The sequence below is a fragment of the Mesorhizobium sp. M7A.F.Ca.US.006.01.1.1 genome (assembly GCF_003997935.1).
Lineage (GTDB): Bacteria > Pseudomonadota > Alphaproteobacteria > Rhizobiales > Rhizobiaceae > Mesorhizobium.
Map to the genome: position 1 here is coordinate 1 of NZ_RZQL01000176.1, position 15049 is coordinate 15049.

Genomic DNA, 15049 nt, shown 5'->3' on the forward strand with positions numbered 1-15049 from the left:
GTTCTACCCTGCCCAACGTTTCGCTATCGACTGGGAGCAAATCGCCGACAACAACACGCTGGTCGTGGGCGACCTTAAGGTTCCTGCGAACTACCACATCTATGGCAAGCCTATCCTTGCCGTTGCCGACGGCACCGTGGTCGGGACGCGCGACGACTTGCAGGACCAAGTGCCCGGTGCGCTGCCCGCCAACTTGCCGATTGACGAGGCCGACGGAAACTTCGTCGTGCTCGACATCGGCTCGGGCTTGTTCGTCAACTACGCCCACATGCGGCCGGGGAGCATTAAGGTGAAGCTCGGAGACAAGGTGCAGCGCGGCGATCAGATTGGCGAAGTCGGCAATACCGGGAACAGTCAAGCGCCGCATTTGCACCTGCATGTCATGGACAGCGCTTCTCCGTTGGCCTCGGACGGCCTCCCCTACGTGTTCGACAGCTTTACCATCACCGCCGTCGGCGAGGCCACCGAGGATTTTGACATGGCGGAAGCGACCGGATCGCCGATGACGCTTACGCCGCGCGTCCCGCCCCAGAAACTGGAAGACGTGCTGCCGCTTGACCTCTCTGTTGTTGACTGGCCACAGTGATCGCCTTGTAAAAGGCAGTGGACAGTCCGCCCTGATTTCCGAAATGGTGAGCTCGAAGCCGATGACCGCCACCCGCACAATACCCTTACGTCTTTTCCTTGCCGCTGCCGTCCTTACCTGCGCAAGTCCTGCAAACGCCGATCGGCTGCTGGACGAAGCGGTCGAATTCACCGGTACATTCGCTTTTGTGAGTTCAGGCGCGCCGGGCCTGGTGATCGCCGGCGTTCGCAACGGCGAGACGGCGTTTGCCGGTTTCGGCGAAACGGTCCGCGGATCCGGCATAGAGCCGAATGCCGACACAATGATGCGAGTGGCATCCATTTCGAAGGCATTTTGCGGAGACGCTCTCGCCAGTTTGTTGGTAAAAGGAGAGATCGGCCTGACTGACCCTGTTCAGACGCACCTGCCTGACGGTTTCGTGGTGCCGGAGAAGGATGGGCGGACCCTAAGGATCATCGACCTCGCGACACAGACATCCGGCCTGCCGCGCGAGATGGCCCAGGCAGGTGGAACACCCAACGATCCCTACGCCGGCCACACAAAGGAAGCGATGATCGCAGCCATGCACGGGGAGCCGTTTCTGTTTCCTCCCGGAACTGGCGCGCTCTATTCGAACCTGGGCTTCGACCTCCTGGGACTGGCGATCAGCGGAGCGGCTGGCAAGCCGTACGCTACCGTCTTGGAGGAGCGCGTGTTGCGGCCACGCGGCATGGTGGACACGGTCTTCAATCCGCGACCTGGTGACGAGGGCCGGCTGATGCAGGGCCACAATTTCGACGGCACGCCGCTTCCCTTCGTGCCGACACCGATGACGATGGAATGCGCCTCGGGGCTTTATACGACGCCCAACGATATGCTGAAGTGGATCGCCTGGCACTTGGCTCAAGGCGGCTCCGAGGACGATGCACGCCGCATTATCGACCACGCCAGCCTAGTCAGGAGGGATGGGCTCTCTCCGGCGCTGGGCCTCGACGACGGTGGCGCGCCGATGGATGCGATGGCACTCGGTTGGGTTGTGGTAGAGGCTGACGGCAACCGTCCGCTGGTGCTTCACAAATCCGGAGGGCGACAAGGCATGTTTACATATGTTGCCGTCGCGCCGACGCGCGGCGTCGGCGTCTTCGCGGCGATCAACCAGTTCAACGCCGGGGGCTTTGAAGCAATGGTGCACGCAGTAAACGAACTGATCTATCAGCTCGCGCCCCGCTGACTGCGCTCTCGTCTCACAATCAGATTTCTCGTCGAGGACATTCCAATGACCGGTTCAGGCCACAGGCGCTTGCTCATCCTCTGCTTCACGGCAGCCTGCGTCCTTGCGGCTCCTCACGTCGCCGCCGCCAAAGATCGTCTGCTTGAGGAAGCCGTGGGATTTGCCGGCGGCATCGCCTTCCTGGGCTCGGGCGCTCCTGGACTCGTGATCGCCGCGGTTCGCAACGGCGAGACGGCCTTCGCTGGCTTCGGCGAAATCCGCAAGGGCTCGGGGCAGGTGCCCGACGAACATACGCTGATGCGGATAGCCTCGATCTCCAAGACCTTCTGCGGCGATCTGATGGGCTCGATGATTGTGGATGGCGTCATCGGCGCGACCGATCCCCTTGCCAAACACCTCGGGAAGGACTGGACCGTGCCTGGGCTCGAAGGACGAACGCCGAGGCTCATCGATCTGGTGACGCAGGCATCCGGCCTGCCGCGCGAGGTACCGAACCAGACAGGCGGCACGCCGGACGACCCGTTCGCCGGCAATACCTTCGACCTCAGCCGCGCTGAGCTTGCGAAGCCAGAACCCTATCTTTTCCCTCCCGGCACGGGTGCCTTTTACTCGAACTGGGGTTACGATCTGCTCGGCCTCGCGCTGGCCAATGCCGGTGGCAAGTCCTATGGCGATCTGCTGGCCCAGCGGGTGCTCACGCCCCGCCAACTGACCGACACCAAGCTCAACCTGGCGGAAGGCGATGCGGCGCGGACCATGCAGGGCCATTTCTTCGACGGCACACCGTTGCCCCTCGTTCCTTCGCCGGAAACGATCGGATGCGCGGGCGGGCTCTACACCTCCGCCGCCGACATGATGAAGTTCATGGCCTGGCACCTTCGCAAGGATGCGGCCGGCGATGCGGAGCGTACCGTCGACCATGCGGGCTGGCTCTGGCGCGACGGTCTCTCGCCGGTAATCGGCATCGACGATGCGGGGCCGATGGGAATGATGACGCTTGGCTGGGTCGGAGTTCTGGCCGACAAGGACAAGCCCATGATGCTCAACAAGACCGGCGGATTGCAGGGGCAGTTCAGTTATGTGGTGTTGGCGCCAACGCGCGGTGTCGGTGTCTTCGCCTCGATCAATCAGTTCAGTGTCGGCGGGTTCAAGGCGATGGTCGCAGCAACGAATGATCTCGTCGCGCAACTTGCGCCAAGATAAGGGCAGTTCAGGCGGGAGCTACGCCACCTAATACGAGCTGATTAGCTGGAACAAAAAACGCGTGCCGGTATCAGTCAGACCTCGGTTATCTCTGAACGGTACCGCAACAAGCGCCCTTGCATTGAGGTGTTGCCCAAATGCAGCCTTTGCACCTATTCCGGCCGAGCCGAGTTCCGCCTCGATGTAATCCACGCCCGTATCGTGGTTCCAGACCGCACCGTAATCGACATAAGCAAACACGTTCAGATTTGGGATCGGCAAAGCCTCCGGGAGTTCGATGTTGCGTCCCAATTCCAGCGAGGCCGCTATCCCGCTATCGCCTGAAGCGGCCGAGCCATCGAAAGCCAGGCCATAGGGATCGCCGCCGAGCACCAACTGGACCGACGATGGCACCGCCGTCGGCGCATATTGCGCAGCCACTCTGAGGTGGGCGACGGCCAGCGAAGCGATCTCCTTGGTAAGGTCGAGGTCGCCCCGAAAATACCTGTAGTCATCAGGAACGCCTGGACGCGGTGCAAGCGGATCGGTGCTGCTGCTCGCGCCAAAGCCGTCGAGGCCTTGGCCGAAAGTACCTGTCAGCGTGATGGCGCCGTTTTCCAACTCACCGGTATACTTAAGGGAGGCCGCCAGCCATCGGAGGTCCTCATCCGTCTGCGTTTCGCCGCCCAACGCCAGCGAGTTGTCCTTGAAGTTCAATTCAAGGCGGCTAAACAGGCTGTGGTCAATTGTCCGCAGCAGTGGGTAGTTGACATACGCGCTGCCGAACCTAGAGGCTATGTCGACATCGAGAGGCTTGAGGTCGGCGCCCGGCTGGGAAGAGACATAACCGATGCTGTATCCTACATGCAGTCCGTCATACCCGATCGGGACATCGTGCGAAGCCAGCACGAACTTCAACTCCTCGGGACTGTCCGGAATGGTCACCAGGGCGATGTTCGCCACATCGAACAGCCTAAGCGCATCGTTGAAGGTGCCGGTGCCGGTCAGCTGAAATGGGCCGACGGCTTTGCTGCCGAGATTGTCGACTATTGTGTTTGCGCCGGCCCGCTTGAAGCCAATGTCGAGTTTCAGATCACCGCCGGCGGAGGGCGTTTCGGGCCGAATGAAAGTGCCTTCGATGGTCAGGCCGCCAAGATCGCTCATCAGCAACAGCACGCGCTCGGCCTCCTTGATCCGGATTGGCCGCATGGCGACGATGCGATCGATGTAAGGTTTCAAACGCCGCTCAATATCAGGGATGGCGCTGTTGATGGTGACCCGGCGCACGTAGGATTCGTAGAGAACGATGACGACGTTGCCGGATGAAAAGTCCTGCTCGGGAACGACGGCCCACGAGAAATATCCGGCCTTCTGGTAGATCTCGTCGATCCGCTCGGCGATGGCGTAAAGGTCGGCGGCGCTTATCTTTTTGTTCCGCTGCGCGGCCCACGCTTGCTCCAGCGTAGCGCTGGGCACCGTCACCGCGCCTCGAACGGTTATCGACCTCAAGGTAAACATTGTTTTTTCGGCTTGTTCCGAGCTCGTTGCCTTGCGTGCATCCGGAACTGACAGGTCAATCGTGCCGGGCTTCCTCGGAGCGGAATAGCGTCGGATGATCTCGTTCTGATCCGAAACCACCGAATCGATCCGCTCGGGGATCGTCTGGCTAAGGCTCGGTCCGACCATGAAGGCACTGGTTGCAAGACTGATGGACACGCGACGTACTGCGTCGAACCAGTGGGACAGCGCCTTGCGAAGAGGCATCAATCAAACTCGCTGACATGTCGTGGCAGGGAAAATCAACGGTTATTCGAAACTTGGTTTAGCAAATTAGCAAATATGTCGGGGTCCGTCATCCCGCGATGCACACCCGTCAGTGCCCCAACAAAGCGCAGACCGCCTGAGCCTGAACCTCCCGCAAGCGGTCGAGCAACGCGCCAGCCGGCTCAGCGATGTTCAGCGTGGTGGTGACCGAGCGCGTCCCGTCGGCGGTTGATGCCGCCCACTGCGTGTAGCCCGGGAAACTGCCGGTGTGGCCATAAACGACACCGCACGGCGTGGTGTAGCGGAACAGTCCGAGACCGGCCTCGTTCGTCCCGGGTCCGGGCGGACTGGAATTGCCGGCCACGAACTTCATCTGTTCAATCTGCTCGGCAGCGCCGAAGAACTTCAGTCCGAGATCTGCCCGTATGAACATCGACAAATCATCAGGCGTCGACACGATCGCGCCCGACGCCCACGCACCGCTCGGGCTGACGAAGGTCGTGACGTCTTTCGGCTCGGATCCGGGCGCGACGACATAGCCGTGGATGGCGGGCCCAGGCAGCGCGATGTCGCGCGTGGGGAAACTCGTCCGGGCGAGGGCGGCAGGACCAAACGCGATGTTCTTCAGCAGCGTCCCGTAGGGCATTCCTGTGACCGCCTCGGCGATCAGCCCGACGACGACGTTGTCCGTGTTGGAGTAGGTATACTGGGTGCCGGGCGTAAACTCGAGCGGGTCGTTGCGGACCCAGCCGATGATCTCAATGGGCTGCACGTAACCTTGAGGATTTGTCGCGACCTGCTCGGCCAAGCCCTTGGACTGCAAGTAGTCGGGCAGGCCGCTGGTGTGGTTCAGCATCTGGCGGACCGTGACGGCCGACCATGCCGCCGGCAGATCAGGCAGGTGCTGGCCGATGGTGTCGTCGAGGCCGAGCCGGCCCTTCTGGACGAGGTGCAGGGCAATGGCGCCGTTGAATGCTTTTGAGATGCTGGCGATGCGCATGTATTGGTCGACCCCCAGCGCCTCACCCGATATGACATCGGCGCGCCCCGCTGTGAGTACGGTCATGCGACCGTCGCGGTAGAGCGTGGCGATCGCCCCGGGAGGTCCATCCTCTGCATCGAGGAGCTCCTGTAGGCCGGCCTGGACCTTTGCATCGGCCGTTCTCAACTGAGCCGCGGTTAAGCCGGTCGAGCGTGCCGGGCCTTCGCTATCAGGATGTTTTACATAGAGATCCGGATTCATCTCTTCAGAAGACACGATGACTTCGTCATTGACGTCCGAGTCAATATAATCATCGGTAATTGAAAAGCCTGCCAGAAGCTGTTTGTCCGTGAGAGGATACCAGGAGCCGAGTTCGTGCGAGTAGGCGGCAATGGCCAGCATCGCGAGTTCACGATTGCTATACAGGTCGACTTCATAATCTTCGACCAATTTGCCATCCGAATATTTCTTATATCCATCAATGTAAGGATCGCGGGAATTGTCGCCTCTATACTTATACACAATGTCGCCGACGGTGACCTTAGACTTGTTTCCGTGGAAATAGATCTTGCGGAGGAGAAAACCCCAAGCAGCTACCCCATACTCTGGGGTTTCATAAATGGCAGTTTGGTTGCCGTACCGGTCTGGCAGAGTGCAACCCACATATCCTCTCATGCTGTCTCGCTGCCATTTCGAGATGTTTATGGCGCCGGGATTGTTTGTTCGAAGGGCCCTCCGAGTAAGCGCATTTGAGGAACTATAGTCAGCGTCCGGCAGGCTGCTAAAGAAATTGCCGATCCCGACCAGACTTCTGAAGTTGAATTCAGTAGCTTCAGGATATTTCGCATCGTCGCGAAATGGCGGGGCTAGACTGCGCGCCTTGTTCGCTTGCCAAAACGGCAGCCCGAGTGCACTACCGGTCTGCATCCCCACTGTGCCGTCAACGGGCATTCCATATGTGCTCTGGAAGGACTTCACAGCGCTTGCTGTCTGCGAACCAAACACTCCATCAATCGCTGAGGCGTAAACAGATTTGTCCGTGAGTACGCTCTGTAGAAGCGCAACCCTACGATCAAGAACGTTGCTTCGTGTTTGCTGAAAGACCGGACCGACGGGTTGACGCTTGTCGCTGATGCTGAAGTTGCTGACCCATTCGCTCGACCCGGAATAATCGTCAGGTGCTCCGCATTTCAGGGGATTCGCTGCGCTAACTTCATCCGGGCTTTCAAAAGCGAAGGCCGGACCGGAAGGCAAGAGGGCCAGGAGCGCAATGCCAAGCCAACCGCCCATCCCCGGCCTGAAACAACCGCCTATCATTTGGCGACTTCACCGCATGCGTTGACTGCATCGGTCTTCGACATGCATCCTCCGATCTTCGGCGAATGTCAGTTCGCCTCCTTAACCGACCTTCTCGTCTCCCGAGCACTTTTTCCATATCATCCAAAGAGTGGATGACGGAAGGTGAACTCGATTTTGATATGGCGAATCTTTGTCAGAAACGCCGCTATCGCCGCGGCAGCCTGCAACTTCAGCGCCGAGAGCTTCCGCTTGTCCGACGTGAACTCGGAGGGAGCCATGTTTACGAGCTCGTATCGGCGAGAAACAGTCCTTTCCGGCGAATGGTTGAGCCGTGCGGTCTCCGATTGGAGCAGACCCTGACATGCGGAATTTCGATCCCCTATCAAGGGGTGCGCTTACGCACCTTCGGCGACCAGCGCGCATTTGCAGCCAAGTGGAGTCACTTGGCGTCGCGAAAGTGCGGCTGTGTTGAACGATGCCGGCCTGTCTGACTTCGTCGAGCTGCGCAAGGCGATCACACGACGGCAGCACGACCTCTACTTTGTCGCCTTCGACCTGCCGCACCTCAACGGTCATGACCTGCGCGACATGGCACTGGAGGAACGGCGTGAGATCCTTGAAAGCGTGATCCCCGCCAAAATCCGCATCCAATTCAGCCAGGCGCTGCCCGGCGAGGCCAATCCATCACCTGATCGATGAAGCCGGTCTGGAGGGGATGGCATCAAAGCCACGCCAGATCGGCGCCAAAAGGCATGAAGCGTGAAGCATGTGCGTGGCGAGGCAGACTCTTGCCATGCATCGCTGCAGGACTTTCGGGAAGAATGAGCAAGCGGGGAAGCGGTTTTCTCTCCCATTGGATATCGGATCATTTGGAGGACGATCCGATCAACGACCCTGTGTTGATGGTGATCGACATGGCTGTGGACGCAAAACGGGCAGCGCGAGCCAGGGCATTCCGGGCCAGGAGATCGATGAAGAGATCGGCCCGATCTTCGAAGACATCATGCAGGGTTGCGGGGCGCCACGCTTCGCCGCTGCGAGGAGGACTAATGCTCGGCAGCCGAGGGTTCGACAAGGTGTTGCTAATATGCAGCACCGGCGGCATCTCTGACGGCCACCGCCTGGAACCGCTTCTCACGGCTGGCTGTAGACGTCAAAATGAGAACGAAAAACGGGAGGTGACGAAGATGGATAAGCGAGAAAACAGGATCATTGAGACGTGTTGCCTTATAGCCGTTCCGGTATCGATGGCTCTCACTATGGTACTAGCTCAACTGATCCTTGGCTGAACCCAAGGCACCGACCAGGCAAGACATAAGCCGTATTAGGCGACCGCTAAACCGGCAGGCGATCTGGCTACGCTAGCTATCGTTGCTCGGGTAATGTCCCCTGTAACTTGCCGCGCTGGCAACGCATTGACGGCTTGCTGCACTGGTCCCCATATTCGGCTGGATGAACGGTGCCTTCTTGCCGGTGATCCTCTCGATCGATTTCAAGAGGGGGTCATGGACCTCACCAGCGCGCGTAGTGCTCGCAATACGGGGATATGAAGGGCTTGATGATGCTCAAGTGCGGCGCTTCCGCTGCCGCCACAAAGCGCTCAATTTCAGCCTGCGATGGCTTCTGCGAACCTTTTGACCTAGCCATTTGGCGAACTCCGTTTTGAGGGGATCGCTGCAACGAGGATAAAATCCTATATTCTGAAGTGGGTGACAAGCGGGCTCGCCGGCGTCACCTCTCAGCATGACTTGCGTAATTACTAATTTAGTGAAACGTTAAATGCTTCTAGGGAGTAGACGCGAGAGACCCGGTCGGTCCAGTTATGGGGCGGCATTGAGCATAAATGTTTTTTCCGCGATTCCTGATTGGGATGTTCGCCACTTCGACCGTGGCGGCGATCTGGATTTATCTAGCAACAGGCTCGTTCTGGAAGTCGCTTGCATGGACATTGCTGATCTTGATCGTTTTCCAGGTGGGATATCTCATATTGTCATTCGCGCTTTTTTACCAGTTTGGGACGAAGAGAACCGAAGAAAAACCAAACACTGCCGAGCCTACCCGTCGGGAGGGTGGTGTCTCATCTGAAGGCGGCCGATGATGGTCCCGGCTAATCCAGTACGGGCACATAAATTAGTGTTTGGTTGAAAGCGCCGCCACACAGTCTTCCAGGATGGCCAGGCGAAACCGGAGCCACTTTAATTCTTGGCCGACTTGCGCCAGCTTTAACATACCGGCCGAGCTCGCCACTCTTCGCCTCTGCTCCTCTTCCAAGGACGCGATTTTCACGCTTAACTCGAAGGCTTCTGTAGCCTTCGAGTTCCTAACTAACATCCGGGCACGCATATCCAACCCCACGCAGAAGAAACGTCGCCCTGAAATCGCACGGGCTGCGTTAAACTCTGGCGTTCAAATCATCGAGGATTTTAGTGATCACTAAAATAATGATATGCACCGGGGTATGTAGATTTCCATTGCATTGTGCGCCATCCATGAACTCCGTGGAAAAAACTCACAGTTGGGAAGACGACGAATGAGCGCAGGGGATCGTGCGCAAGCTTCGCCCCCGCAAGGCCCAGCGATGGTTGCGGGCGACCCTTCAACATTGACAAACCGTATTGGTGAACTCGCCGGGCGAGGCCCCCCAACTACTGCCTCAAGCCCGAGGAGCTGCCGGGGATCAGCCGGCAACCGCCTTCGGTGCAAGACGGGTGCCAGCACTTCCGATATTGCGAGCACTACCAGCAGACGCGCGTCCTCATGAGGCGCTGTCTAAAGCCGTGCGGGAAGTGACCGGGAAGGAAGTCCCGTTCATCCGGCGGAACACCACAGGACCGGTGAGCCCGCCCCATCCGGACTCCAAGCCTTAGGAGTCGCATTCTCCCACCGGGGAGAAGGGGCGTGGGCATACAGGGGCAGAAGGCTTCCAGGCCTATAAGGCGACGTAGGCGTCCGCTGTTAGAGCAGCGGCCGCTAATCCCTGTCTTGCTTTGCGGCGTTGCCGGGGCAAGCTACCTTTTACCGCAGTCCGTACAGCATCCTCTCCCCACAGTGCATCGTCAGGGCGGCGGCATTAGCGCGCTGAGCGGCTGCGCCACCAAGGGCAACATCAGCGTGGCAGGCGAGCGCATCTACCACATGCCCGGGCAGCGACATTACAACGAAACGGTCGTCAACTCGGCCAAAGGCGAGCGCTGGTTCTGCTCTCAATGGCAAGCATGGTGGGCAGGATGGCGGAAGTCGAAGGTATGATGCGGCCTTATACGGCGGAATCGGCAAAAACGTCTGGTTGGGTGACGGCGCGCAGAGAATTTTAGCAATCGGGAACGTACGGCTCCTGCCGGAGTTTCTCGGGTGAAAGGACCTCAGGGAGGGCTTGCAGTTGCGCGCACACATACGCGTCCACCGAATGTGACAATAGTGCAACCTCATTGAGCTAACGAACACGCGAACAGAACAGTCGCTTGACGATCAAGGCAGACTGCGACAGCGTTTGCCGTCCGGGGGTAAGCGGCGCACGTCGAGAGCTAGTAAAAAGGGGCAGGGGCCTTTCTCGACGAGCCTGCCTCGGACATACCCGCTCGCTAAGGGAGATCGGCGACAAGGTGCGGGTCGAGGAGATCACGCCGAAGGTGAAGAAGCGCTGACGTCGTCCTAACTTCAAATTAGCCCGGAGAGGTGGAATAGCCTGGCAACTCGCACGCCAAGGCCAATAATGGTTTGGCCATCATTGGCGGCGAAATCCCAACCGCAAAATGCTGCCCAGCCAAAAAGCAGGATTGAGAAGCGCATTAGCACATTCTAAAATAGATAAATTGAATAAGCGTTAAAGGCTTCTTTTGCGCGCTGGCATTGGCAGGGCTTCCCCAGTGCGCTTTTACAAAGGGGCGATACTGGGGAGGGACCAGGGTAGGGTTCAGGGCAGCGGAATCGGCTTGTCGCTGAGTGTGCGCAAGTACGCGATCACGTTGACCCGTTCGGTCTCGTCCGGGACACCGGGCGTCTCCATCTTGACGCCCGGCGTTGTGAGCATGGGCCCGAAGAGATATGTGTTCAGGTCCTCATACGTCCATACACCCTCCCAGCCCAGCAATGTGTCGGAGTAACGCATACTTGCCATGGATGCCTTGTCGCGGCCGACGACGCCCCACAAGTTGGGCCCCGTCTTGGTCTCTCCCTGTGGCTCGGCATTGTGGCAACCGTGACACACATAGGTGAAGTAGGTTCGGCCTTTCTCGACATCCGCATTTGACAATTTCATCGAGATAGGGGCTGGCGTTGGCAAGACGACGCCGTGCGACAAGAGATAGGCGGCAACTTCATGTTGCCCCTTGAATTTTGCCATGTGGAGCGGTGTCTTGCCGTCCTTTGTCTTCGCATTCACATCGGCGCCGGCCTCGACCAGTGCCTTCACGCAATCGAGACAGCCGGATCTGACGGCGATGTGAAGGGCGGATTCACCGCCGCGCTGCGCATTTGGATTTGCGCCCCCCTGCAGCAACAGATTGATCAAGTCGACCCTGCGTTTTGCCAAAGCCGGCATGAGGGGAGGTCCCAAAAGCGGCGTCGGGGCAATGTTGGCGTCGGCACCTCGTTCCATGAGCAGTTTTGCCGCCGCAAGATGCCCGCCCCTAACCGCAAGATAGAGCGGCGTTGCTTTTCCATCGCTCTCGTCGACGCCGGCACCGGCGTCGAGCGCTGCCGTAATTGCCGCGACATCTCCCTTCACGGCGGCGTCGTGAATGGCGGCATGCGATACAATCGGGATGTGTGCAATCAGCAGTGAAATGAAAAGCAAGGACATGCGCATTCGGCACCCCTGTGTCAAACCGGAGGACGCGGCACGCTGCGAGAACGGATGACTTTAGTCCGAATGCTTAATCGCGGCAATGTATTTCAGCAACTGCTGTCGTAAGCACATAAGTTGTCCGGATTTGGTAGCACGCGAGTTGTCCGGTTTTATCGCCAGCGAATGGAGGCTGGGGATGAAGCGGGCAGCGTGGCTAGAGGACCGGAGAATGCAGAAGTTTCGGGATGTATTGCGAGCCGCTGGAATGGCGGCGATCTTTCGATGATGGAGGCAGGCGAGTTGCTGGGCATGTCGGAGCGGAAATTCCGGCGTGACCGCGACCGTTACGAAGAGGCTGGGGAGGCTGGGTTGCTCGACCGGCGTTTGGGCAAGCTTTCGACGCGCTGGGTGCCCCGGAGGCCATCGAGGAGATGCTGGAACTTTATCGCACCGCTACCTTGGCTGGAACGTGAAGCAATCCACGAACACCTGCTGCGCGATCATGGCTTCAGCTGGGGCTAGACCTTCATCAAGACGCAGCTTCATGCGGCTGGGCTGGTGGAACGGGCCAAGCTGCGCGGTGCTCACCGGCGCAAGGAAGCCGAGCGAGGGGATGATGCTGCATCAGGATGGCAGCCGTCATCAATGGCTGGCGGGTGGGCCGATGCTGGATCTGATCGTGACGATGGACGATGCGACGAGCACGATCTATTCGGCCTTCCTGATCGAGGAGGAAGGCACGTCGTCGAGCTTTCAGGGACTTCTGGAGACATTCGTCGCCAAGGGACTGCCGGGCCGGCGGTGCTGTCGACAAGATTCGCTTGACCCAGGTTGGCCGGGCGCTCGATCGGCTCGGCATCGAACATATTCCAGCCTATTCGCCTGAAGCCAGGGGCCGCTCCGAGCGAATGTTCTCAACCTTGCAGGACCGACTGCCTAAGACAATCTGGTGCTTGTCCAGAGCCTCGTGACGAACGGCGCAGATGTGAACGAATAAGGTGACGAGGGAACGCCGCTGCACGCGGCCGTTCTCCAGGGCGATATTTCAATGGCAGCCTTCCTGCTGGACAAAGGTGCCGATATCGAAGCTGTAAAGCCCCCGGCCGGCTACAAGCCTTTGCATATTGCAGCGAGCTACGACAAACCGGAAATGGTCGCCTTCCTTTTACAACGGGGAGCGCAGGCAAATGGCAGAGATTTCGAGGAGCGGACGCCCCTCCATCTTGTGGCGCGACTGGGCTTCATGCCGTTCCGCATCGAACGCCTGCCTACCCTCCGCAGTCCATAGTGCTTGCTCGCATTCCTCGCTCTGGAGCTTCGCGGCGATCCAGTGCATCGCGCCGTAGATGATTGCGCGATCGTCGTTGGTCAGTTCCACGATGCCTGACTTGACGAGGAGACCGCCGAGCTCAATCAGATGTCGGGTGCGCTTCCGGCGCTCGACCTGCCACGTGCGCATGTCATTGCGAGCCTGTGCCGCCTGCCGGCGATTGTGAGCCGCCCGGCTGTGTTGGAGCGCTGCGAGGGTTGCGCTGAGATGCCGGAGCAGCTCGCCGGGACCGCCGCGTTGACCAGAGCGAAATGCTCGCGGACCAAAGCATAGGCGTTGAGAGTCACCCAGGCGCTCATACATGGCGGTCGAACCCTTGAGGTCCGTGCTGCCGGATGCCCCTCCTTCTCGTCGACGCGCTCGGACCGGAAGAGAAGGTGACCTCGATGAAGTCGTCGAGGTCGGTGTCGCCCGATACGTCGCACAGGCCGCAGACGTAGTGGGTCTTCAGCGTGCGCAGGGCACCGAAGCTATCGAGCACCATCCCGGACTGGGGACACAGCACATCCCAGCTCATGTCGAACAAGCCACAGCGGGCGGCGTGAAGGAAGAGGTCGATTGCTTCAGGCTCGGCGATTGCGCGGTCGCGAGCAAAGCTCAGCGGATTGAGCGATAGAGTGAGTGGTCGTCGGCGCTCCTGATCAGCGTCTCGAATTTCGAGATGATGCGTGGGCTCCAAGCTCGATCTTGCTCCACCTTGGTCATCTTGCTTTCGAGAAGACGATCGTCGACTATCGTTACGCCGGATCCTCAACCTTTCCTCGCGACAGCCTACTAAAAAACCAGCACGATGCGAATGGATTGCCGTCGAAAGCGTCTGCCGTCCCAGCAGCGATGCTTTATGCTCCTGCTCGTCTAGCCACCCATCCAAGCCTTATCGATCGCCCCGAGCGATACAACGATCCCGAGGGCCACTAAAGCAACGCCCAAACCACCTTCGAAGCGGCGGCTACGGGGCAGCAGCTTCTCGACGAAGACGAGCAGCGTCAAAAGCAGCATCCAAGCGACGCTCATGATGCCGGTCGCGACCAGCACGGCAAACAGCGCCCAGCAGCAGCCAAAGCAATAGAGACCGTGGCGCAGCCCCATCTTGAGCGCCCCAACACGCCCGTCGCGCCAGTGCTGAGCAACGAAAGCGAGCGGCGAACGGCAATGGCTGAGGCAAATGTGCTTGAGGGTCGTGAATTGGTAGAGCCCGGCGACGTAGCCGGCTTCCATGCAGCAGTTGGCGGCGAAAGTGAGAGAAATCCTTAGCGCATAAACTAGGCTTAGACTAGCGCTGGGCCTCTGAGTTCGCGTCACCGAGCGCGCAATTCAATCTATAGGTTCACGGACGGGACGGCTTGTTCTTGTGCATCGCAGCAACGATATTGCTGCATGCGCGTTGTGCACGACCGTGCCATTCCGGCGCACAAGGACACCGACTTGCGAAATATATCCGATACGATCGCTCGCCTGAGCGCGATGCACGCGCGGCCAGCAGCTGGATCCGGGGAACGGAACGACGCTCACTTGTCCGAAATTACAGGGTTCGGGTCCAATCCCGGAGCCTTGCGCGCGAGGCTTTATCTTCCGAAGAACCTGGCCCGGCAGGCGGCGCTGGTCGTCGTGCTGCATGGCTGCACCCAGAACGCGGCCAGCTATGATCATGGCTCCGGCTGGAGCGAGCTCGCCGCCGAGCATGGTTTTGCGGTGCTGTTCCCAGAGCAGCAGCGCGCCAACAACCCCAATCTTTGCTTCAACTGGTTTGTACCAAGCGATATCAGGCGCGACAGCGGCGAGGCACTGTCCATCCGCCAGATGATCGAGGCGGCAGTGGTTACGCATAGCCTCGATCGCAAGAGGATCTTTCTCACAGGTCTATCCGCCGGCGGCGCTATGGCGGCGGTGATGCTGGCGGACTATCCCGA

12 protein-coding genes and 1 pseudogene are annotated in these 15049 nt (G+C 59.3%); 7 read left to right on the plus strand and 6 right to left on the minus strand.

All coding sequences use genetic code 11. The features are described from left to right. From EN943_RS25925 to ampH (EN943_RS25935), 3 genes are all read left to right on the plus strand, one after another. Positions 1 to 586 (plus strand): peptidoglycan DD-metalloendopeptidase family protein (locus tag EN943_RS25925; RefSeq protein WP_164778371.1); only part of this gene is annotated, 586 nt, incomplete at its 5' end. Between the two features lie 61 nt (positions 587 to 647). Then, positions 648 to 1796: a D-alanyl-D-alanine-carboxypeptidase/endopeptidase AmpH gene (gene ampH, locus EN943_RS25930; RefSeq protein ID WP_127415175.1), complete on the plus strand. Its 1149-nt coding sequence runs from the start codon at positions 648 to 650 to the stop codon at positions 1794 to 1796. 45 nt (positions 1797 to 1841) lie between these two features. Further along, complete coding sequence (gene ampH, locus EN943_RS25935) at positions 1842 to 2999, plus strand: D-alanyl-D-alanine-carboxypeptidase/endopeptidase AmpH (RefSeq protein WP_064994122.1); 1158 nt, start codon at positions 1842 to 1844, stop codon at positions 2997 to 2999. Positions 3000 to 3026: 27 nt separating this feature from the next. On the opposite strand, the gene EN943_RS25940 is transcribed toward ampH (EN943_RS25935), so the two are convergent. Both EN943_RS25940 and EN943_RS25945 read right to left on the minus strand, forming a co-directional pair. Then, on the minus strand, positions 3027 to 4742 hold the full coding sequence (locus tag EN943_RS25940) for a ShlB/FhaC/HecB family hemolysin secretion/activation protein (RefSeq protein ID WP_064994123.1): 1716 nt from the start codon (positions 4740 to 4742) through the stop codon (positions 3027 to 3029). A 109-nt stretch (positions 4743 to 4851) separates the two neighbouring features. Continuing rightward, complete coding sequence (locus EN943_RS25945; RefSeq protein WP_127415176.1) at positions 4852 to 7014, minus strand: serine hydrolase; 2163 nt, start codon at positions 7012 to 7014, stop codon at positions 4852 to 4854. A gap of 477 nt (positions 7015 to 7491) precedes the next feature. Here EN943_RS25945 and EN943_RS38465 point away from each other — a divergent pair, with 477 nt between their 5' ends. Continuing rightward, the gene (locus EN943_RS38465) at positions 7492 to 7722 is read left to right on the plus strand and encodes a hypothetical protein (RefSeq protein ID WP_245268655.1); all 231 of its coding nucleotides are present in this window, start codon (positions 7492 to 7494) and stop codon (positions 7720 to 7722) included. A 2199-nt stretch (positions 7723 to 9921) separates the two neighbouring features. Beyond that, a complete protein-coding gene (locus EN943_RS38470; protein WP_127415178.1) occupies positions 9922 to 10272 on the plus strand; it encodes a hypothetical protein in 351 nt (116 codons plus the stop codon). A 664-nt stretch (positions 10273 to 10936) separates the two neighbouring features. On the opposite strand, the gene EN943_RS25980 is transcribed toward EN943_RS38470, so the two are convergent. Then, entirely contained in the window at positions 10937 to 11830 is an 894-nt protein-coding gene (locus EN943_RS25980) for an ankyrin repeat domain-containing protein (RefSeq protein WP_127415179.1), read from the minus strand. Between the two features lie 523 nt (positions 11831 to 12353). Here EN943_RS25980 and EN943_RS25990 point away from each other — a divergent pair. Continuing rightward, positions 12354 to 12695, plus strand: coding sequence for a hypothetical protein (locus EN943_RS25990; protein WP_064995300.1), 342 nt, complete (start codon positions 12354 to 12356; stop codon positions 12693 to 12695). 279 nt (positions 12696 to 12974) lie between these two features. Here the strand turns inward: EN943_RS25990 and EN943_RS26000 are convergent, their stop codons facing one another. From EN943_RS26000 to EN943_RS26015, 3 genes and pseudogenes are all read right to left on the minus strand, one after another. Next, complete coding sequence (locus tag EN943_RS26000; RefSeq protein WP_245475971.1) at positions 12975 to 13268, minus strand: conjugal transfer protein TraD; 294 nt, start codon at positions 13266 to 13268, stop codon at positions 12975 to 12977. Positions 13269 to 13509: 241 nt separating this feature from the next. Continuing rightward, positions 13510 to 13844, minus strand: a pseudogene (locus EN943_RS26010) (DUF5939 domain-containing protein); the annotation flags it as partial. A 150-nt stretch (positions 13845 to 13994) separates the two neighbouring features. Then, complete coding sequence (locus tag EN943_RS26015; protein ID WP_245268656.1) at positions 13995 to 14357, minus strand: DUF2182 domain-containing protein; 363 nt, start codon at positions 14355 to 14357, stop codon at positions 13995 to 13997. A 207-nt stretch (positions 14358 to 14564) separates the two neighbouring features. On the opposite strand from EN943_RS26015, the gene EN943_RS26020 reads away from it, so the two are divergent. Further along, positions 14565 to 15049 (plus strand): PHB depolymerase family esterase (locus EN943_RS26020; RefSeq protein WP_206522807.1); only part of this gene is annotated, 485 nt, incomplete at its 3' end.

Bases quoted from the DNA above. Each gene is read 5' to 3' on its own strand.
- ampH (WP_127415175.1), top strand. From the start codon at position 648: ATGACCGCCACCCGCACAATACCCTTACGTCTTTTCCTTGCCGCTGCC.
- ampH (WP_064994122.1), top strand. From the start codon at position 1,842: ATGACCGGTTCAGGCCACAGGCGCTTGCTCATCCTCTGCTTCACGGCA.
- EN943_RS25940 (WP_064994123.1), bottom strand. From the start codon at position 4,742: ATGCCTCTTCGCAAGGCGCTGTCCCACTGGTTCGACGCAGTACGTCGC.
- EN943_RS25945 (WP_127415176.1), bottom strand. From the start codon at position 7,014: ATGGGCGGTTGGCTTGGCATTGCGCTCCTGGCCCTCTTGCCTTCCGGT.
- EN943_RS25980 (WP_127415179.1), bottom strand. From the start codon at position 11,830: ATGCGCATGTCCTTGCTTTTCATTTCACTGCTGATTGCACACATCCCG.
- EN943_RS25990 (WP_064995300.1), top strand. From the start codon at position 12,354: ATGCGGCTGGGCTGGTGGAACGGGCCAAGCTGCGCGGTGCTCACCGGC.
- EN943_RS26000 (WP_245475971.1), bottom strand. From the start codon at position 13,268: ATGCGCACGTGGCAGGTCGAGCGCCGGAAGCGCACCCGACATCTGATT.
- EN943_RS26015 (WP_245268656.1), bottom strand. From the start codon at position 14,357: ATGGAAGCCGGCTACGTCGCCGGGCTCTACCAATTCACGACCCTCAAG.